The following is a 19,172-nucleotide window of genomic DNA, read 5'->3' as shown; positions in this document are numbered from 1 at the left end:
GATCCGGCTCCACGGCTGATACGCCGCGCGGCGGCCCGGCCGGGTGCCGGACCGCCGCGGGAGGAGCACGCCGGGAGCCGCTCGATCGGTGACCCGCGCCGCAGGCGCGGGTCAGGGCATCGGCCGGGCGGGTCAGCCGAGGTCGATCTCCGGGTACAGCGGGAAGCCGGCGACCAGGTCGGTGGCGCGGCGGGAGATCTCGTCCGCGATCTTCGGGTCGAGGATGTGCTGGGCCTTGGACGGAGCGCCCTTGCCGGTGGTGCCGGGCTCCGTGCTGGTCAGGACGCGGTCGATGAGGCCGGCGACCTCGTCCATCTCGGCGGTTCCGAGACCCCGGGTGGTCAGGGCGGGCGTACCGATGCGGATACCAGAGGTGTACCAGGCGCCGTTGGGGTCGGCGGGGATGGCGTTGCGGTTGGTGACGATGCCCGAGTCGAGCAGGGCGGCCTCGGCCTGGCGGCCGGTGAGGCCGTAGGAGGAGGCGACGTCGATCAGGTTGAGGTGGTTGTCGGTGCCGCCGGTGACGAGGGTGGCGCCGCGGCGCATCAGGCCCTCGGCGAGGGCGCGGGAGTTGTCGACGATGCGCTGGGCGTAGTCCTGGAAGGAGGGCCGGCGGGCTTCGGCGAGGGCGACTGCCTTGGCGGCCATGACGTGCGGGAGCGGGCCGCCGAGGACCATCGGGCAGCCGCGGTCGACCTGGTCCTTGAGGGAGTCGTCGCACAGCACCATGCCGCCACGGGGGCCGCGCAGCGACTTGTGGGTGGTGGTGGTGACGATCTGGGCGTGCGGGACCGGGTCGAAGTCGCCGGTCAGCACCTTGCCCGCGACCAGGCCGGCGAAGTGCGCCATGTCCACCATCAGGGTCGCTCCCACCTCGTCGGCGATCTCGCGCATGATGCGGAAGTTCACGAGACGGGGGTAGGCGGAGTAGCCGGCGACGATGATGAGCGGCTTGAACTCGCGGGCCGACACGCGCAGTGCGTCGTAGTCGATCAGGCCCGTCGCGGGGTCGGTGCCGTAGGAGCGCTGGTCGAACATCTTGCCGGAGATGTTCGGGCGGAAGCCGTGGGTGAGGTGGCCGCCGGCGTCCAGGGACATGCCGAGCATGCGCTGGTTGCCGAAAGCCTGGCGGAGCTCGGCCCAGTCGGCGTCGGAGAGGTCGTTGATCTGGCGGACGCCTGCCTTCTCCAGGGCGGGGGCCTCGACGCGGGCGGCGAGGACGGACCAGAAGGCGACGAGGTTGGCGTCGATGCCGGAGTGCGGCTGGACGTAGGCGTGCCGGGCGCCGAAGAGCTCGCGGGCGTGTTCGGCGGCGAGGGACTCGACCGTGTCGACGTTGCGGCAGCCGGCGTAGAAGCGGCGGCCGATGGTGCCCTCGGCGTACTTGTCGCTGAACCAGTTGCCCATCGCCAGGAGGGTGGCCGGGGAGGCGTAGTTCTCGGAGGCGATCAGCTTGAGCATCTCGCGCTGGTCGGCGACCTCCTGGCCGATGGCGTCGGCGACCCGCGGTTCGACGGCGCGGATCACGTCGAGGGCCGCGCGGAACGCGGTGGACTCGTGGGAGAGGGGCTGCTGCTCTGACATGGCGGCCTCCGGGCGGCGTGGCTTGAAACGGTCACGGTTCACGGTCGGCCCAGGCGCACGGCACTCGTCCACAGGCCGCTCCCCGATGGTCCGTCCCATCCCAGCGCGCCAGTCACGGCCTGCCGGTCACCCTACCGGGCGCCTCACCGGGCCGAGGTCCCGCGTCCACCATGCGAGCGACGATAGGAAGGGAGGGCAGCCTGACCCCGGGAGGTCTCGTGACCACGACGGAAGCGCTCATCGCCGCGGCGGACGCCCACAGCGCGCACACCTACCATCCGCTGCCGGTGGTGGTCGCCACGGCCGACGGCGCGTGGATGACGGACGTGGAGGGGCGGCGGTATCTGGATCTGCTGGCGGGTTACTCGGCGCTGAACTTCGGCCACGGCAACCGCCGGCTCGTGGCGGCGGCACAGGCGCAGCTGGAGCGGGTGACGCTGACGTCCCGGGCGTTCCACCACGACCGGTTCGCAGCGTTCTGCTCCGAGCTCGCCGCGCTGTGCGGCATGGAGATGGTGCTGCCGATGAACACCGGCGCGGAGGCGGTGGAGGCGGCCGTGAAGACGGCCCGGAAGTGGGGATACCGCGTCAAGGGGGTGCCGGCGGAGAGGGCGGAGATCGTGGTCGCGGGGGGCAACTTCCACGGCCGGACGACGACCGTCATCAGCTTCTCCACCGATCCGGAGGCGCGGGCGGACTTCGGGCCGTACACGCCGGGCTTCGTGATCGTGCCGTACGGGGATCTGACGGCGATGCGGGCGGCGGTGAACGACAACACGGTCGCCGTGCTGCTCGAACCGATCCAGGGGGAGGCGGGCGTGCTGGTGCCCCCGGCCGGCTACCTGGCGGGGGTCCGGGAGCTGACGCGCGAGCGGAACGTGCTGTTCGTGGCGGACGAGATCCAGTCGGGGCTGGGGCGCACGGGACGGACGTTCGCGTGTGAGCACGAGGGGGTGGTGCCGGACGTGTATGTGCTCGGGAAGGCGCTCGGAGGCGGGGTCGTGCCGGTGTCGGCGGTGGTGGCGGGCGCCGAGGTGCTCGGCGTGTTCCGGCCCGGGGAGCACGGGTCGACGTTCGGCGGGAATCCGCTGGCCTGTGCGGTGGCGCTGGAGGTGATCGCGATGCTGCGGTCGGGCGAGTACCAGGCGCGGGCCGCGGAGCTCGGCGGCCGTCTGCTGCGGGAGCTGCGGGTGCTGGCCGGGACGGGCCGGCTGACGGCGGTGCGTGGGCGCGGGCTGTGGGCGGGCGTCGACATCGCTGCGGAGTACGGCACCGGCCGGGAGGTGTCCGAGAGGCTGATGGAGAGGGGGGTGCTGGTGAAGGACACGCGGGGGCCGACGCTCCGGATCGCGCCGCCCCTGGTCGTCTCCGAGGAGGACCTGGACTGGGGACTGGAACAGCTGCGTGCCGTCCTGGATGTGCGGGAGGCCGGGGCGGGGGGCCGGTGAGGCGAGGGCGCGCCGCCCGGAGGCTTCCGCTCGGGCCGCGCCCTCAGCGGATCACGTGCGGCAGGAAACGGGCGTACTCGTCCGTGATCAGGCCGGCGGACTCGCGGATGCCGAGGCCCGCCGGCTCGCCGTCGACGACCCAGGCGCCGAGGACCACGCGGTTGCCGTCGAAGTCGGGAAGGGGTGCCAGCTCCTGGTAGCAGCAGGCCTCTTCCCGTACGACGGGCGCGGCGCCGGGCTCGTGGACCGTGACCCCGGCGCCCTCGCGGCCCAGCAGGGGCTTGGCGACGTACCCGGTCGTCGCCGCCAGGTCGCGGGGGCCGTCGAGGTGGGCGGGGAGGAGGTGGGGGTGGCCGGGGTGGAGTTCCCACAGGACGGCGAGCAGGGCCTTGTTGCTGAGCAGCATCTTCCAGGCCGGCTCGATCCACATCGTCGTCCCGGTGCCGCCGCCGTTGTCGAGGGTGCCCAGGACGTGGTTGGCGAAGCGGTCGGTGGTGAGCCACTCCCAGGGGTAGAGCTTGAAACAGCTGCGGATGAAGCGGAGCCGGTTGTCGACGAAGCGTCCGGACAGCGGGTCCCAGCCGATCTCCTCCAGGGAGATCCAGTCGGTGTCCAGGCCGGCTTGCTCCGCGGTCTCCTTGAGGTAGGCGACCGTCATGAGGTCCTCGCCGAGCGCGTCGGCCGAGGAGTGCGCGAAGTGGAGGGGGCTGCCGGGCGGGAGGAGGGCGGCCTGTCTCTTCCAGGCGGCGACCAGGCGTTCGTGGAGGGAGTTCCACTGGTCGGCGCCGGGGAAGCGTTCCTCCATCCAGAACCACTGGGGTGAGGCGGCCTCGACGAGGGACGTCGGGGTGTCGGCGTTGTACTCCAGCAGCTTCGCCGGGCCGGTGCCGTCGTAGCGGAGGTCGAAACGGCCGTAGAGGGACGGGAGTTCGGCGCGGCGGTGCCAGGCCTCGGCGACCGCCTCGGCCACGCGCGGGTCGGTGATGCCGAGGTCGGCGAAGCGGTTCTCGGCGACGATGTGCCCGGCCGCGGCCAGGCACATGCGGTGGAGTTCCTCCACGACCTCCTCCAGCGCCTCCACCTCGGGGAGCGTGAAGGCGTAGTACGCGCTCTCGTCCCAGTAGGGGCGCAGCGAGTCGTCGGGGTGGCGGGTGAGCGGGTAGACCAGGCCCTGTTCCTCGACGGTCCGCTGCCAGCCGGGGCGGGGCTCGATGGTGTGACGCTGCATGCGGGGTTCCTGAGGGGGTGGGGGCGGGTCTTCGGAGCGGGCGGCCTGTCAGCCGCCGGAGCTCTTGCCGCCGCTGCCGCCGTCACCGCCGTCACCGCCGCTGCCGAGGCCGCCGCGGTCGACACCGCTGCCGCCGCTGCCGCCGCCGCTCGAACCGCCGGATCCCTTGCCCGACTTGGTGAAGGAGCCGTTCTTGATCCAGCCGCCCTTCTTCTTGCCGCCGTAGTAGTAGGCGCCGTCGACGCTGGTGGTGGACGTGCAGTTCTTGTCGGCGACGACCCGGTAGCCCTTGGCGAGGGTGTAGCTGTCGCGGTCGACGCAGCGCTTGTCGGGGTCCGAGGAGCAGGCCGTCAGGGCCGCGGCGAGCAGTCCGACGCCGCCCAGCGCGACCGTGCCCGAGCGAAGTCGCCGACGTGCGTCCGCCATGTTCGTGTCCCCCCGTTGCCGGGCCCGGTGCACGGCCCGTGTCGATGTCCGGCGGTCATCTTAGAGATCGGCGGGAGAGGGCGCGCGGGCGGGCCGCCGTTGATCCTCTGTGCCTAGGGAGCGGCCGGCGGCTCGGGAAGCGCCGCGCACAGCGCGTCCAGTGCCGCGAACCACGCGTGGTCCGGCGGGGTTCCGTAGCCCACCACCAGGGCGTCCCGCCGCTCCACGGCCGCCTCGGGATGCCGGTAGCGGTGCAGTCCGTGCACGGCCAGTCCCTGCCATGCCGCCGCCCGCAGCGCCGCCGGTTCGGTGCCCGGCGGGAGCCGCAGCACCACGTGCAGGCCGGCCGCGATACCGGTGGCGTGGATGTGCGGGGCCCGCCGCGCGAGTGCGGCCACCAGCGCGTCCCGGCGCCGCCGGTAGTGCAGGCGGGCCGACCGGACGTGCCGGTCGTAGGCGCCGGAGGTGATGAACTCGGCCAGGGTCAGCTGGTCCAGCACCCCGCACGACCAGTCCACGCCGCCCTTGGCCGCGACGACCTCGGGGGCGAGCGACGGCGGCACGACCATCCAGCCCAGACGCAGGCCCGGGGCCAGTGACTTGCTGGCGGTGCCCAGGTAGACGACGTGGTCGGGGTCGAGGCCCTGGAGGGCGCCCACCGGCCGGCGGTCGTAGCGGAACTCCCCGTCGTAGTCGTCCTCGACGATCAGCCCGCCGCGCCGCGCCCAGTCCGTCACCGCGGCCCGCCGGTCGGGGTGCAGGGCGCCGCCCATCGGGAACTGGTGGGCGGGCGTCAGCAGTACGGCCCGCTCCTCGGCGCCCAGCTCCTCGACGCGTGTGCCGAGTTCGTCGAGCCCCAGCGGCACCGTCCGCAGTCCGGCGCGCGCCAGCAGCCGCCAGTGCGCGTCGAGGCCGTACGACTCCACGGCCAGGGTGGTCAGCCCGCGTTCCCGCAGCACCTGGCCGAGCAGCATCAGCCCGTGCGCGAAGCCGGAGCAGATGACGATGCCGTCCGGATGCGTGCGCACCCCGCGAACCCGCGCCAGGTAGCCGGCCAGGGCGGTGCGCAGTTCCACCCGGCCGCGCGGATCGCCGTAGCCGAGGGCGTCGTACGGGGCGACCGCCAGCGCGCGGCGGGACGCCTTGAGCCAGGCCGTGCGGGGGAAGGCGGACAGGTCCGGGGTGCCGGGGACGAGGTCGTACGCCGGACGGGACGGTGTCCGTCCGCCGGGTGCCGGGCCGGCGGACGGACGGGTCACCGGACCGTCCCCCTGCCCGAGAGGGGTGGCAGGCGGCCCCGTCGCCACGCTCGTGCCGGAGCCCTGCCGGGCGGTGAGCCGGCCCTCGGCGACCAGGTCGGCGTAGGCCTCGGCGACCGTGTTGCGGGCGATGCCCAGGTCGGCGGCGAGCGCGCGGGAGGAGGGCAGCCGGGTGCCGGGGGCGAGGCGGCCGGTGCGGACGGCCTCGCGCAGGGCGTCGGTCAGACCCCGGCGCAGGCCCGGACCGGCCGGTTCGAGATGGAGGTCGACCCCCAGAGTGGCCCAGGATTTCCGCATGGAAGTGGACCATACCCTTGGGCAGCTTCGCTCCTAGGGTCGAGGACATGACGACGACGAACAGCGACACCGCCACGGCGCCCGCGGAGTACGCCCCCGCACACACCCCCCGGCTCAACTGGACCGAGCACGCCCCCGAGGTCTTCAAGGCGATGCTCCGGCTGGACGCGGCCGCCCGCGAGGGCCTCGACCCGAAGCTGCTGGAGCTGGTGAAGATCCGCGCCTCGCAGATCAACCGCTGTGCGCTCTGCGTCGACATGCACAGCAAGGACGCGCTCGCGGGCGGCGAGAGCGTCGAGCGGATCATCCAGCTCAGCGCCTGGGAGGAGTCGGAGCACTTCTACACCGAGAAGGAGCTGGCGGCGCTGGCGCTGACGGAGGCGGTGACCGTCCTGACGGAGGGCTTCGTGCCGGACGCCGTGTACGAGCGGGCCGCCCGGCACTTCGAGGAGCCCGAGCTGGCCCGGCTGATCGCCGCGATCACGGTGATCAACGCGTGGAACCGGTTCGGGGTGACCTGCCGGCTCGTGCCCGGCCACTACGAGCCGGGGCAGTACACGTGACCCCGCGGACACGGCACCTCGACCCCGCCGTCGGACAGGCCATGTCCGCCCTCAGCGCCGCCGCGAAGCAGGGGCTCGGCGATCCCGCCCTCGCCGAGCTGGTGGTGATCCGGGCGTCGCAGCTCAACCACTGCGCGTTCTGTCTCGACCCGCACCTCACGACCGCCCGCGCGCACGGGGTGAGCGAGCGGCAGCTCGGCCTGCTGAGCGCCTGGGCGGAGGCCGAGGACGTCTACGACGAGCGGGAACGGGCCGCGCTCGCGCTGACGGAGGCGGTGACCCTCCTGACCGGGGCGACCTCCCAGGCCTTCGGCTCCGGGGCGGGCTTCGTGCCGGACGCCGTGTACGAGCGGGCCGCCCGGCACTTCGACGAGGGCGAACTGGCCCATCTGACCGGCCTGATCGTCGCCATCGACAACTGGAACCGGGTGATGGTCGCGCGCCGGATCCCGCCAGGGGGTTACACACCATGAGCAAGGTCGACACGTTTCGCGCGCTGCACCACGGCCGGGTTCCCGACGACCCGCTCGTCCTGCCCGGCCCCTGGGACGCGGCCAGTGCCCGGGCGTGCGTGGAGGCGGGGTTCCCGGCGCTCGCCACGCCCAGCGCGGGCGTCGCCGCCTCCCTCGGGTACGCGGACGGGCAGACCCCGGCCGACGAGATGTTCGCGGCGGTCGCCCGGATCACCCGGGCGGTGGACGTACCCGTGTCGGCCGATGTGGAGGGCGGGTACGGCCTGCCGCCGAAGGAGCTGGTCGAGCGGCTGTGGGAGGCGGGTGCCGTGGGCTGCAACCTGGAGGACTCCGCCGGGGGCGTCCTCAAGGACGCGCGGGCCCACGCCGACTGGCTCGCCGAGGTGCGCTCCGCGGCGGCCGACCGGCTCTTCGTGAACGCGCGGATCGACACCTTCGTCCGGGGCGTCACCGATCCCGCACAGGCCATCGAGCGGGCCGCGCTGTACGTCGCCGCGGGCGCCGACTGCGTCTATCCGATCGGCGCCCCGACGGCCGTACTGCCGTTGCTGCGGTCCGGGATCCAGGGTCCGCTGAACATGTTCGCCACGCTGGACGGCGAGGGCCCCTCGCCCACCGCGCTCGGTGAACTCGGGGCCACCCGCGTCACGTTCGGGCCGTGGTTGCAGCGCCGGGCCACGGCGGCCCTCAGGGAGATCGCCGCGGGACTGACGTAGCCGGGATCAGGACAGCCACGACTTCCAGGTGGACTCGTGGCCGTCCGCCCACTTCTTCGCCGCCTCCTCCGGTGACAGCTTCTGGTCGGCGATCATCAGGGAGACCTCGTTCTGGTCCTCGGTCGTCCACCTGAACTTCTTCAGGAGGGCCGCCGCCTTGCCGCCGCTCTTCGCGAAGTCCGTGTTGAGGTACTTCTGCAGCGGGGTGTGCGGATAGGCGCAGGCGACCTTCTCCGGGTCGGCGTCGCAGCCCTCCTTGTAGGCGGGCAGCTTCACCTCGGTCATGGGGACCTTCTCGAAGAGCCACTGCGGGGAGTACCAGTACGTGAGGAAGGGCTTCTTCTCCTTCGCGAACTGCTTCATCTGCGTGATCTGGGCGGCCTCCGACCCGGCGAAGACGACCTGGTAGTCCAGCTTCAGGTTCTTCACCAGCGCCTGGTCGTTGGTGACGTAGGAGGGCGAGCCGTCCATCAGCTGGCCCTTGCCGCCGCTCTCCGCGGTGCGGAACCGGTCCGCGTACTTGTCGAGGTTCTTCCAGTCGGTCACGTCCGGGTGCTGCTCGGCGAAGTACGTGGGGACGTACCAGCCGATGTGCCCGGTCACGCCGAGGTCGCCGCCCGGTGTGATCGTCTTCTTGTCCCGGACGTAACGCTGTTCCTGCTCCGGGTGGCCCCAGTCCTCCAGGATCGCGTCGACCCGGCCCTGGCTGAGCGCGTCCCAGGCGGGCACCTCGTCGACCTGGACGGTGTCGACGCGGTAGCCGAGTTCGTGCTCCAGGAGGTACTGGGCGACGGCGACGTTGGCCTGCGCGCCCACCCAGGACTGGGTGGACAGGGTCACGGTCTTCGCACCCTGGGCGCCCGCGAACGGCGAGGCCTGCCGGGTCATGTCGGCGGCGCCGCACCCGGTCAGCAGCAACAGCGCGCCCCCCACGGCAGTCGTACGGACGCGCATGTCAGGCTCCCTTCGTCGGGCGGCGTTCGGTCGGCTGGGTCACCCGGTCGAGCATCAGGCCGAGGCAGACGATCGCCGCGCCGGCCACCAGACCGGTCGCCAGGTCGCCCTGGGCGAGGCCGAAGACGACGTCGTAGCCGAGCGCGCCGCCGCCGACCAGGCCGCCGATGATGACGACGGCGAGGACCAGGACGACGCCCTGGTTGACGGCGAGCAGCAGGGCGGGGCGGGCGAGCGGGAGCTGGACCTGCCGCAGCTGCTGGCCGCTGGTGGCGCCGAGGGAGCGCGCCGACTCCATGGCGGCCGGGTCGACCTGACGCAGCCCCTGGGTGGTGATGCGGACGACGGCGGGCAGCGCGTAGACCACGGCGGCGGCCACGGCCGGGGCGCGGCCGACGCCGAACAGGGCGACGACCGGGATCAGGTACACGAACTGCGGCATGGTCTGGCAGACGTCCAGGACGGGCCGCAGCACCCGCTCGAAGCGCTCGCTGCGGGCCGCCGCGATGCCGGTCGCGAAGCCCAGGACGAGGGTGACGGCGACCGCCGCCAGCACCTGGGACAGCGTGTCCAGGGACGGCTTCCAGACGCCGAGCACACCGATCGCGGCCATCGCGAGGACGGCGGTGAGCGCGGTGCGCCAGGTGCCGATCAGCCAGGCGAGGGTGGCGACGATCAGCAGCACCGACCACCAGGGCAGCCCCTGCAGGCCGTCCCGGACCGGGTCGAGGACCCAGGTGGTGAAGTGGCCCGCCCAGTCGGCGGTGCCGCCCACGACCGGGACGCCGGAGTACAGGTGCGCGGTCATCCAGTCGACGGCCCGGTTGACCGGCTCGGCGATGTTCAGCGTCCACGCGTCGGGCCAGTCGAGCCGGCCCGCCAGCCGTCCGGCCACCGCTACGGCGACGGCGGCGACGAGCGCGTACGCCCATCCCGCGCGCCGCGGGCCCTCGGACCGGGCGGTGTGGTCTCCCGCCGCGCCGGTGATCCGGTCCAGGACGACGGCGAGGAGCACGATCGGGATCCCGGCGGCGAGCGCGGCGCCCACGTCGACCGAGGCCAGCGCCTGGTAGACGCGGTCACCGAGGCCGCCCGCGCCGATCACCGACGCGATGACCGCCATGGACAGCGCCATCATGATCGTCTGGTTGAGGCCGAGCAGGAGTTCCTTGCGGGCCAGCGGGACACGGGCGGTCAGCAGCCGCTGGCGGGCGGTGGAGCCGAGCGACTCGACCGCCTCCAGCACCTCCTTGTCGGCGCCGCGCAGGCCGAGCGCGGTCAGGCGCGCCATCGGCGGGGCGGCGTAGACGACGGTGGCGAGGACGGCCGCGGGGACGCCGATGCCGAAGACCAGGACCACCGGGAGGAGGTAGGCGAACGCGGGCAGCACCTGCATGGTGTCCAGGACCGGCCGCAGGATCCGGTCCATCCGGTCGGACAGCCCGGCGGCCAGACCCAGCAGGGCGCCCACGACGACCGACGCGAGCACGGCCACGACCATCAGGGCGAGGGTCTGCATGGTCGGCACCCACATGCCGAGCAGGCCGCAGGCCAGGAACGCGGCACCGGTGCCGAGGGCCATCCTGATCCCGGCGGCCCGCCAGGCGACCAGCCCGGCGACGGCGGTGACCCCGGCCCAGCCGATGCCGAGCAGCACCAGGTACACGGCGCGTACGGAGAGCACGACCGCGTTGCTGACGTAGCCGAAGAAGTAGAGGAACAGCGGGTGGCTGTCGCGGTTGTCGATGATCCAGTCGCTGGTCCTGGACAGCGGCTCGGTGAGGTCGACGGTGAGCGCGGCGGGCCAGCTGCCGCTCGCCCAGCGGGCGTTCGCCAGCGGGACGAGTACCGCGGCGGCCAGGGCCAGCAGGGCGAGCTTGGCGACCGCGCGGTGCTTGAGGACACCGGGGAGGGAGACGCGGGGGACGGGAGCGGTGACCGTTGCCATCAGACCGCCTCCTGGTGGAGCTCCGTTCCGGCCACGACGTCCAGGAGCCGTTCGTGATCGACGACCCCCAGACACCGGCCGTCCTCCACGACACACGCGGGCCGGTGGCTCTCGGCGACCACCTTGATCGCTTCCGCGACCACCGCGTCGGCGGCGAGCGCGCCCGGGTGGCCGGGGCCGCCGCACTCGCCGGCGCGCATGGCCCTGCGGACCGTCATGACCTGCTCGCGCGGGACGTCGCGGACGAACTCGCGGACGTAGTCGTCGGCCGGGGAGCCCACGATCTCCTCCGGAGTGCCCAGCTGCACCACCCGGCCGTCGCGCATCAGCGCGATGCGGTCGCCGAGTTTCAGTGCCTCGTTGAGGTCGTGGGTGATGAACACCATCGTGCGGCCCTCCTCGCGGTGCAGCCGCACGACCTCCTCCTGCATGTCGCGCCGGATCAGCGGGTCGAGCGCGCTGAACGGCTCGTCGAACAGCAGCACCTCGGGGTCCACGGCGAGCGCGCGGGCCAGGCCGACGCGCTGCCGCTGGCCGCCGGACAGCTGGCCGGGCCTGCGCTGCTCCATGCCCTCCAGGCCGACCTTCCTGACGACCTGGGCGGCCCGCTCGCGCCGCTCGGACCTGCCGAGGCCCTGGATCTCCAGGCCGTAGGCCACGTTGTCGAGGACCGTGCGGTGCGGGAGCAGACCGAAGTGCTGGAAGACCATCGCGGCGCGGTGGCGGCGCAGTTCGCGCAGCCGGGACCGGTCCATGGAGCGCACGTCCTCACCGTCGATGACGATCGTGCCGGCGGTCGGTTCGATCAGCCGGGTCAGACAGCGCACCAGCGTGGACTTGCCGGAGCCGGACAGCCCCATGACGACGAAGACCTCCCCCTTGCGCACGTCGAAGGAGACGTCCTGCACGGCGGCCGTGCAGCCGGTGCGGGCGCGCAGCTCGGCGGGGGCGAGGGCGGCCAGCTCCGGGTCGGCGGGGACGCTGTCGGCCTTGGGGCCGAAGACCTTCCACAGGCCGTCGACGGAGAAGACGGGAGTCGTGTCCGGGCTCGCGGATGTACCCGTACCGGTACCCGTAGTCGTAGTCGTAGTCGTAGTCGTACTCATCACGCACCACCTCGCATCAGGTCGACGGCCTTCTCCCCGACCATCAGCACCCCGATCATCGGATTCACCGCCGTCATGGTCGGGAAGACGGACGCGTCGGCGACGCGGATGCCGTCCAGTCCGCGGATCCTCAACTCGGGATCCACGACGGCCAGCCCGTCGTCGGCGGCACCCATCCGGCAGGTCCCCGCCGGGTGGTACACGGTGTGCGCGACCTTGCGGGCGTACTCGCTCAGCTCCTCGTCGCCCGTGACGTGCGGACCGGGGGCCACCTCGCGCCTGAGCCAGCCGGCGAGCGGCTCGGTGGCGGCGATCTCACGGGCGATCCTGATGCCGTCGACGAGGGTACGGGCGTCGTAGTCGTCCTCGTCCGTGAAGTAGCGGAAGTCCAGGGCGGGCTTGACCGACGGGTCGGCGCTGGTCAGGTACAGGCGCCCGCGGCTCTTCGGCTTGGGGATGTTCGGGGTCATCGAGACGCCGTACGGCGGGCGTTCGTAGCCGAGGCGCTCCGGGTTGTCCGTGAACGGGATCTGGTAGAAGTGGAACATCAGGTCGGGGCCCGCGTGTCCGGGGTCGCGGCGCACGAACAGGCCCGCGTCGGAGTCCATCGCGGAGTTCTCGGGGATCGGGCCGTCGGTCTCCCACACGATCACCGACTCGGGGTGGTCGAGCAGGTTCTCGCCGACGCCCGGCAGGTCGAGCACGACCGGGATGCCGAGCGCCTCCAGGTCGGCCTTCGGGCCGATGCCGGAGTGCAGCAGCAGGCGGGGCGAGTCGACCGCGCCGGCGCACAGCAGGACCTCGTTGCGGGCCCGGACCAGGATCTCCTGACCGTCCTTGGTGCGCACGTGGACGCCCTCGGCGCGGGTGCCGTCCAGCTCCAGCCGGTACGCCCAGGTCTCCAGCAGCAGATGGAGGTTGGGCCGCTCGTCCATCACCGGGTGCAGGTACGCCACCGACGCCGACGAGCGCTTGTTGGTCTCCGGGTGGTAGGCGAGGTCGAAGAAGCCGACGCCGTCGTCGAACGGCTTCGTGTTGAAGCCCTCGATCCGGGGGACGTCCAGTGCCGTGCGCGCGGCGTCGACGAAGTCGCGGGCGATGGCGTTGCGGTCCTTCTCGTCGACCGGGACGATGTTGTTCTTCAGCCGGGCGTAGTACGCCTCCATGGGCACCGCGCCCCAGCCCTCGGCACCGGCCCGTTCCCACTCGTCCCAGTCGGACGGCAGCGGCTTGAAGGCGATCAGGGTGTTGTGGGACGAGCATCCGCCCAGGACGCGGGCGCGGCTGTGCCGGATGTGCGAATTCCCGCGTGGCTGCTCGGTGGTGGGGTAGTCGTAGTCGAGTTCGCCGCCGAGCAGGCCCATCCAGCGGCGCAGGGTCAGCACGTCGTCGCGGCCGACGTCGCTGGGGCCGCCCTCGATGACGGCGACGGTGACGTCGGGGTCCTCGGTGAGGCGGGAGGCGATGACGGAGCCTGCGGTGCCGCCGCCGATGACGACATAGTCGTAGACCTGGGGGTTCTCGGGCATGGGGGTGCTCCAGGGGCTTGAGGACCGGACCGGCTGGGGGGTGGCGACCGGAGCCGGCGAGGGCTTGCGGGCGGGGGACGGGCGAAGCTGCCGGCCAGGGCCGACCGGGGAAAAGGGCTTGAGCCGGCGCGGGGAGACCGTCGCCGGCGCGGGGGGAGGCGTCAGCCGGCGAACCAGCGGACGGGCCTCGGCGCGAGGTTCTGGTAGACGTGCTTGGTCTCGCGGTACTCGGCGAGTCCGGCGGGGCCGAGTTCGCGGCCGACTCCGCTCCTGCCGAAGCCGCCCCACTCCGCCTGCGGGAGGTAGGGGTGGAAGTCGTTGATCCAGACGGTGCCGTGGCGCAGCCGCCCCGCGACCCTGCGGGCCCGGCCCGCGTCGGCGGTCCAGACGGCGCCCGCGAGCCCGTACTCGGTGTCGTTGGCGAGGGCGACGGCCTCGTCCTCGGTGCGGAAGGTCTCGACGGTGAGGACCGGTCCGAACACCTCTTCCCGTACGACCTTCATCTCGCGGTGGCAGTGGTCGAGGACGGTCGGCTCGTAGAAGTAGCCGTTCTCGGGCCGCTGCGGTGACGGCTCGGGGCGCTTGCCGCCGGAGCGCAGCACCGCGCCCTCCTTGAGCGCGGAGTCGACGTACGCCTCCACCTTGGCGCGCTGCTGCTCGGAGACGAGCGGACCGCACTCGACGCCGTCCTCCGTGCCGCGGCCGAGCCGGATCCGGTCCGCCCTGCGGGCGAGCTCCGCGACGAAGCGGTCCCGGACCGACTCCTCGATGATGAGCCGGCCGCCCGCCGAGCAGACCTGGCCGCTGTGGATGAAGGCCGCGTTGAGGGCCTGGTCGACGGCGGTGTCGAAGGCCTCCTCGGTGGCGCAGGCGTCGGCGAAGACGACGTTGGGGTTCTTGCCGCCGAGTTCGAGGGCGACCTTCTTGACGCCCGCAGCGGCGGCCTGGGCGACCTTCGTGCCGCTGACCAGGCCACCGGTGAAGGAGACGAGGTCCACGTCGGGGTGTTCGGCGAGGCGGGCTCCGACCGTGTGGCCGGGGCCGGTGACGATGTTCGCCGCTCCGGCGGGCAGGCCCGCCTCGGCCAGCAGACCGATCAGGGCGACCGTCGTCATGGGGGTGATCTCACTGGGCTTCACCACGAAGGTGTTGCCGGCCGCGAGCGCCGGGGCGATCTTCCAGCTGGCCTGGAGCAGGGGGTAGTTCCAGGGGGTGATCAGCGCGCACACGCCGACGGGCTCGTGCACGACGACGCTGTGGATGTCGGGCGAGCCCGCGTCGACGACCCGGCCGGGCGCTTCGCCGGCGACGAGGTCGGCGAAGTAGCGGAAGGCGTCCGCGACACAGTCGATGTCGACCCGGCCCTCCTCGACGGTCTTGCCCGCGTCCCGGCTCTCCAGCAGTCCGAGCTCTTCGCGGTCGCGTACGAGGAGATCGGCGACGCGCCGCAGCAGTGCGGCGCGTTCCAGGACGGGGGTGCGGGGCCAGTCGCCGTGGTCGAACGCCTTCCGGGCCGCCGCGACCGCCCGGTCGGTGTCCTTCTCGTCGCCCTCCGCGACCACGGCGAACGGCAGGGCGTCCGCGGGGTCGATGATCTCGCGTGTGGCGCCGGAGACGGCTTCCAGCCACTCCCCGTCCGCGTGGATGGTCTTCCGCGCCTGCGGTTCCAGTCTGTCCGCCATGATCGGCATTGCCTTCCGTTCCTGTTCAGTGCCCCTGTGTCACACGGAGGTCACTCGTCGGGACCGGGAGCACATTCCCTCGGCCGTCGATTGCATGCGCAACCCATGGCCGAAAGTGCGCCGTGTCACTGGGCATGCGGGCGAACGGGGCAAAACGCACACTGGGGGATGGTGCGTCCGTGAGGCACCGGTGAAGCACCGGTGAAGCCCGCTCCGGAGGTGACGCCATGGCCGTGAAGGCCGATCTGCGCGGCGGCGAGGACGGCGGCAGCGTCGAGATCGCCAGCCAGGCGGGGCGACGAGGGCACTGGCCGGCACCGCGATCGGGACGCCTCCAGCGGGCCGTCGACGACTCCCCCGGGCCGGCCTCCCCGACGAAGGGCGGGGACCTACGACGTGGTCGTGTCGTGCGTGACGTGGCCTGGCGTGAGGTGAGGTGAGGTGACGGGAGGTGCCGTGACTCAGTCGATCGCCGCCGGGTCGCAGGCGTAGGGCGGGCAGAAGTGGTCCAGCGCCGTGGTGAGCAGTTCCAGTTCGTCCTCGCGGCCGTCGGAGTCGGGGCCGTAGGCCGCTATGGCGTAGATGTTGCCGTCCTCCGCCACGAACCGCTCGTCGTACACGTGCCAGGTGCCGACGTCCGGTTCGCCCTTGAGGCTGTCGGCCAGATACTCCAGCCGTGAGCCGGTGAACGTGCCGTCGTCGAGGTCCTTGAAGGAGAGCTGCCTGAAGCCGTCCGGCTTCGGGGTCCGGTCGGACAGGTACAGGTCGAAGGAGGCGTCCGGGGACTCCTCCGCGACCTGGTAGACCTGGAGCCGGCGTTCGCCGTCCGCGCTGCGGTAGCTGACCACGGCGATGCCGTACTGGGACTCCACCGTGGTGCGCGACCAGCCGGCGGGCCGCGCGATGCGAAAGCCCTCGGTGTCCTCGTACGACTCGTAGCCCGCGGGGAGTTCGGGGGCCGGCACGGACGGGGAGACCGTCTGCCCGGTGGGCGTCGGCGACGGGCCGGTCTGCTGCGAGACCCCGGCCGACGGGGACGACGGGGAGCCGCTCGCCGCGGCCGACGGCTTGTCCTCGTCGTCCTTGCCGACCACCAGGGTCAGCACCAGGCTCACGGCGACCCCTACGACGGCCGCGCCGGTCAGCACCGACCACACCAGCCGGCGGCTCATACCCCGGGCCGGGGCGGGAGCGGGGGGCTGGTCCGCGGGCGGCCAGGCAGCGCCGGGCCACTGAGCGGGCGGCCAGGCACCGTGAGCGCCGGCCTCCTGCCCCGCCGAAGCCGACCCGTTCCCCGTCACCTCGGTCGCCGACCACGCCGGCCCGCCGGCGTCCGGGGAACCCACGGTGTCCGTCGCCGCCGGCCCGTGCCGGCCACCGTGCCCGCCGGCGCCTGGCCAGCCGGCGGGGGCGGCAGCGGACGAACCCTCCGCGGACACCGCGCTCGACGCCCCTGCGCCCGCAGCACCCGCACCCGACTGCCCGCTCGCCGACACCTCACCGGCACCACCGGCCGGACCACCCGCCGGACCACCCGCCGCCCCTTCGTCCCCCGGCGCGAACGCCGGTCGGGCCGGCGGGGGCGGGGTGACCGACGCGGACGTGTCACCCGTGCCGTCGGTGTCCTCCCAGCGCTGGGTCTCCTCGTTCCAGTACCGCACTCCCCCGCTCATCGCGTCCCTCCCCGTTCCGCGCTCGGATCGCCGTTCACATGCCCAGCAGGCCGGCCACGGCTCCGGCCGAGGCGATCAGGCCGACCAGGGCCTGGGAGTCCTGGAGGAGTTGCCGCAGGCGGTCGAGGCGCGACGGCGCCGCCGCCCCGGTACGGGTGATCTCCTCCTCCGTGTCGGCGAGCGCCTCGTCCAGCGCGGCCGTCTCCTCGCTGGCCCGCACCCGGGTCAGGTCGGCCCGCAACTCCCGTACCGCCGCCAGCAGTTCCTCGGCGGCCTGGTCGCGCGGGACGCCCGTGCCGTGGTGGCTCTCGGCATGCGCGTGGCTGCCGATGGCGAACGTGCTCCGCGAGACACCCCCGCTGATGTTGACGTTCGGCTCATTCGTTGCCATCGGTACCGGATCCCTTCTGCGGCGCCGCGCCGCCGGAAGTCGTAGGAGAGGAAGAAGCAGAGGAAGAAGCAGAGGAAGCAGAGGAAGCAGTCGTGGAGGAGGCCCTCGCGTGGCCGCCGACGGCGAACGTGCTGCCCTCGACACCGCCCTCGATGTTCAGGCCACCACCGCTGATGTTCACGATCTTCTGGACGAACTCGCCGGTCTGGTAACCGGATTCGGCCAGCGCGGCCCGCACCCCGTGGGCGACCCGGTCCTGCACGCTCTTGAGGTAGCGGGAGGCGTCCATCTCCTGGAAGGTCGACCCGGCGCGCGCCGAGCCGAGCTCCCGCACCGACAGGGCCGGCCCGTCGGGCAGCGCGCCCGCGTGACCGCCGGTCAGCAGCCGCCACCCGTGGACGAGCCCCTTGCCCAGCACGACCAGGGAGCGGGCCGCGGACCCGGGCACCCGGGCGACCGCCCAGGCGGCCTTGCCGGCCACGTTGTTGTGGCGGAAGGCGTGGGCCGTACGGTCGGCGTTCTTGAAGGTCTCCCGCACCGGCAGCAGCACATGCGGGGCGATCTCCAGCATGAGCATGCGGCCCTGGGTGTGGACGCGCACGAACACCGTGACGACCAGTTCCTCCTCCCAGCCGCCGACCCGGACGCGCAGGAAGTGCCGCCGCTTCTCGGCGCCCTCCTCGACCGCGCGCTCCCGGTGCTCCTCGAACGCCCGCACGGTGTACGGCGCCTCCTCGCGCCGCCGCAGCCCCTCGGCGGGCAGGAACACGCACTCGTCGATCTCCAGCCACCGCAGCCGGTCGCGCACGGTGTGAGCGGCGAACTCGGCGGGCAGCCGGAGCTGTTCGAGCAGCGGCCGGATCTGGTCCAGCACCGTGCGGTTGCCGAGCGGCTGCTGCTTCTTCATGCCGTCGGGGCGCAGTTCGACGGCCAGCACCCAGGTCTCATAGGCCTCGCCCGCCCCGCAGAAGGGCCGCGCCTCGTGGTACATGACCAGCGGGGCGTGCTGTTCGACCCGGATGCGTTCCTTCAGCCGTTGGAACCTCCCCCGCCCCTCGGCCTGCTCCGCCGGGTCGCCGGCGACGTCCGGGAAGCGCGTCGGGGACAGTTCCGCGGCCATCATCCGGGCGAACTGGGCCCGCTGCGCGGCCACGCACAGCGCGATGAGCGCGAACACGCCGAGCGTCAGCCAGGCCTGCCACGGTTCGATCAGGCCGTCGGCCTGGGTCGGGTCGGGGAAGAGCAGGTCGGTCCAGCCGGACGAGTCGCTGGAGTAGCCGTACGAGTACGAGCCCGAGTCCGAGTACGAATCCGAGTACGAGTCCGAGTAGGACGACGAGTCGTCGTCCGAGCCGCCGAAGGCGGTGACGAGCGTGAGGACCAGGAACATCGCGAAGGTGAGGCGGCCCCACCAGCGGAGCAGGAAGGCGGGCAGCCGCCGGTAGACGGGCGGGTCGGCGGCGCCGCCGCGGACCCGGCCGGCGATGGCGAGCAGCAGGCTGGGACCCAGGAAACCGACCAGCAGACCGCCGGTCAGCGGCAGCCCCACCACCCACAGGAAGAGGACCAGCGCGGCCCACAGCAGCTCCTGGCGGCGGGCACGCAAGGCATGCGCGAGCACCCGGGCCGCGTCGAAGCCGAGCGAGGGCGCGACGATCCGCTGTTCGTTGAGGTGGAGCTGCTCGATGACCCTGTCCCGGTAACCGGAGTCCAGGTAGGCGCCCGCGCACAGCAGCCGGGTCGCCTCGCTGGCGTGCGGCGCGATGGGCGGGTGTGGTGGTGCCGAGGGCGCCGGTGGGGCGCCGGTCTGTGTCGGCTGTGGTTGCTGAGGCACGTATGCGGTGCTCACGCCGCTCCCCCGATGCGTGGAAAACCCTTGCTCACCGTGTTGTTGA

General features: G+C 72.8%; 17 protein-coding genes and 1 riboswitch. Of the genes, 5 read left to right on the top strand and 12 right to left on the bottom strand.

Features of this window, described 5'->3' with window-relative positions:
• Positions 1-132 precede the first annotated feature (132 nt).
• Positions 133-1,584: a glycine hydroxymethyltransferase gene (locus ACWD0J_RS05500; protein WP_451494442.1), complete on the bottom strand. Its 1,452-nt coding sequence runs from the start codon at positions 1,582-1,584 to the stop codon at positions 133-135.
• Positions 1,585-1,624: 40 nt separating this feature from the next.
• Positions 1,625-1,710, bottom strand: a riboswitch (ZMP/ZTP riboswitch).
• 92 nt (positions 1,711-1,802) lie between these two features.
• On the opposite strand from ACWD0J_RS05500, the gene rocD reads away from it, so the two are divergent.
• On the top strand, positions 1,803-3,032 hold the full coding sequence (gene rocD, locus ACWD0J_RS05495) for an ornithine--oxo-acid transaminase (RefSeq protein WP_451494441.1): 1,230 nt from the start codon (positions 1,803-1,805) through the stop codon (positions 3,030-3,032).
• Positions 3,033-3,075: 43 nt separating this feature from the next.
• On the opposite strand, the gene ACWD0J_RS05490 is transcribed toward rocD, so the two are convergent.
• The 3 genes from ACWD0J_RS05490 to pdxR all read right to left on the bottom strand — a co-directional run bounded on the left by ACWD0J_RS05490 (position 3,076) and on the right by pdxR (position 6,242).
• On the bottom strand, positions 3,076-4,260 hold the full coding sequence (locus ACWD0J_RS05490; RefSeq protein WP_451494440.1) for a glutathionylspermidine synthase family protein: 1,185 nt from the start codon (positions 4,258-4,260) through the stop codon (positions 3,076-3,078).
• A 48-nt stretch (positions 4,261-4,308) separates the two neighbouring features.
• Complete coding sequence (locus ACWD0J_RS05485; RefSeq protein WP_451494439.1) at positions 4,309-4,686, bottom strand: hypothetical protein; 378 nt, start codon at positions 4,684-4,686, stop codon at positions 4,309-4,311.
• A 113-nt stretch (positions 4,687-4,799) separates the two neighbouring features.
• Positions 4,800-6,242, bottom strand: a complete 1,443-nt coding sequence (gene pdxR / locus ACWD0J_RS05480) for a MocR-like pyridoxine biosynthesis transcription factor PdxR (RefSeq protein WP_451494438.1) — start codon at positions 6,240-6,242, stop codon at positions 4,800-4,802.
• 47 nt (positions 6,243-6,289) lie between these two features.
• On the opposite strand from pdxR, the gene ACWD0J_RS05475 reads away from it, so the two are divergent.
• From ACWD0J_RS05475 to ACWD0J_RS05465, 3 genes are read left to right on the top strand one after another with little or no spacing between them, the layout of a single operon-like run.
• Positions 6,290-6,805 carry a carboxymuconolactone decarboxylase family protein gene (locus ACWD0J_RS05475; protein WP_451494437.1) on the top strand — a complete coding sequence of 172 codons (516 nt, stop codon included), beginning with the start codon at positions 6,290-6,292 and terminating at the stop codon, positions 6,803-6,805.
• A complete protein-coding gene (locus ACWD0J_RS05470) occupies positions 6,802-7,278 on the top strand; it encodes a carboxymuconolactone decarboxylase family protein (protein ID WP_451494436.1) in 477 nt (158 codons plus the stop codon). Before ACWD0J_RS05475 ends, ACWD0J_RS05470 begins: the two co-directional genes overlap by 4 nt.
• Complete coding sequence (locus ACWD0J_RS05465; protein ID WP_451494435.1) at positions 7,275-7,994, top strand: isocitrate lyase/PEP mutase family protein; 720 nt, start codon at positions 7,275-7,277, stop codon at positions 7,992-7,994. The genes ACWD0J_RS05470 and ACWD0J_RS05465 overlap by 4 nt, the downstream gene beginning before the upstream one ends.
• A 6-nt stretch (positions 7,995-8,000) precedes the next feature.
• Here the strand turns inward: ACWD0J_RS05465 and ACWD0J_RS05460 are convergent, their stop codons facing one another.
• From ACWD0J_RS05460 to ACWD0J_RS05440, 5 genes are all read right to left on the bottom strand, one after another.
• Entirely contained in the window at positions 8,001-8,948 is a 948-nt protein-coding gene (locus ACWD0J_RS05460) for an ABC transporter substrate-binding protein (RefSeq protein ID WP_451494434.1), read from the bottom strand.
• A 1-nt stretch (position 8,949) separates the two neighbouring features.
• Positions 8,950-10,896, bottom strand: a complete 1,947-nt coding sequence (locus ACWD0J_RS05455) for an ABC transporter permease (RefSeq protein ID WP_451494433.1) — start codon at positions 10,894-10,896, stop codon at positions 8,950-8,952.
• Positions 10,896-12,002, bottom strand: a complete 1,107-nt coding sequence (locus ACWD0J_RS05450) for a quaternary amine ABC transporter ATP-binding protein (protein WP_451494432.1) — start codon at positions 12,000-12,002, stop codon at positions 10,896-10,898. Before ACWD0J_RS05450 ends, ACWD0J_RS05455 begins: the two co-directional genes overlap by 1 nt.
• Positions 12,002-13,531 carry a GMC family oxidoreductase gene (locus ACWD0J_RS05445; RefSeq protein WP_451494431.1) on the bottom strand — a complete coding sequence of 510 codons (1,530 nt, stop codon included), beginning with the start codon at positions 13,529-13,531 and terminating at the stop codon, positions 12,002-12,004. Before ACWD0J_RS05445 ends, ACWD0J_RS05450 begins: the two co-directional genes overlap by 1 nt.
• 161 nt (positions 13,532-13,692) lie before the next feature.
• Positions 13,693-15,213, bottom strand: a complete 1,521-nt coding sequence (locus ACWD0J_RS05440; RefSeq protein ID WP_451494430.1) for an aldehyde dehydrogenase family protein — start codon at positions 15,211-15,213, stop codon at positions 13,693-13,695.
• Between the two features lie 227 nt (positions 15,214-15,440).
• Here ACWD0J_RS05440 and ACWD0J_RS05435 point away from each other — a divergent pair, with 227 nt between their 5' ends.
• On the top strand, positions 15,441-15,653 hold the full coding sequence (locus ACWD0J_RS05435) for a hypothetical protein (protein WP_451494429.1): 213 nt from the start codon (positions 15,441-15,443) through the stop codon (positions 15,651-15,653).
• Between the two features lie 21 nt (positions 15,654-15,674).
• Here ACWD0J_RS05435 and ACWD0J_RS05430 read toward each other — a convergent pair whose 3' ends face one another.
• From ACWD0J_RS05430 to ACWD0J_RS05420, 3 genes are read right to left on the bottom strand one after another with little or no spacing between them, the layout of a single operon-like run.
• On the bottom strand, positions 15,675-16,886 hold the full coding sequence (locus ACWD0J_RS05430) for a hypothetical protein (protein WP_451494428.1): 1,212 nt from the start codon (positions 16,884-16,886) through the stop codon (positions 15,675-15,677).
• Positions 16,887-16,920: 34 nt separating this feature from the next.
• Entirely contained in the window at positions 16,921-17,277 is a 357-nt protein-coding gene (locus ACWD0J_RS05425; protein WP_451494427.1) for a hypothetical protein, read from the bottom strand.
• A complete protein-coding gene (locus ACWD0J_RS05420; RefSeq protein WP_451494426.1) occupies positions 17,264-19,126 on the bottom strand; it encodes a hypothetical protein in 1,863 nt (620 codons plus the stop codon). The genes ACWD0J_RS05425 and ACWD0J_RS05420 overlap by 14 nt, the downstream gene beginning before the upstream one ends.
• Positions 19,127-19,172 lie beyond the last annotated feature (46 nt).

The sequence above is a fragment of the Streptomyces sp. NPDC003011 genome (assembly GCF_053591515.1).
Note: the sequence above shows the minus strand (reverse complement) of the source record. Positions and strands in the feature narration are given on the sequence as shown.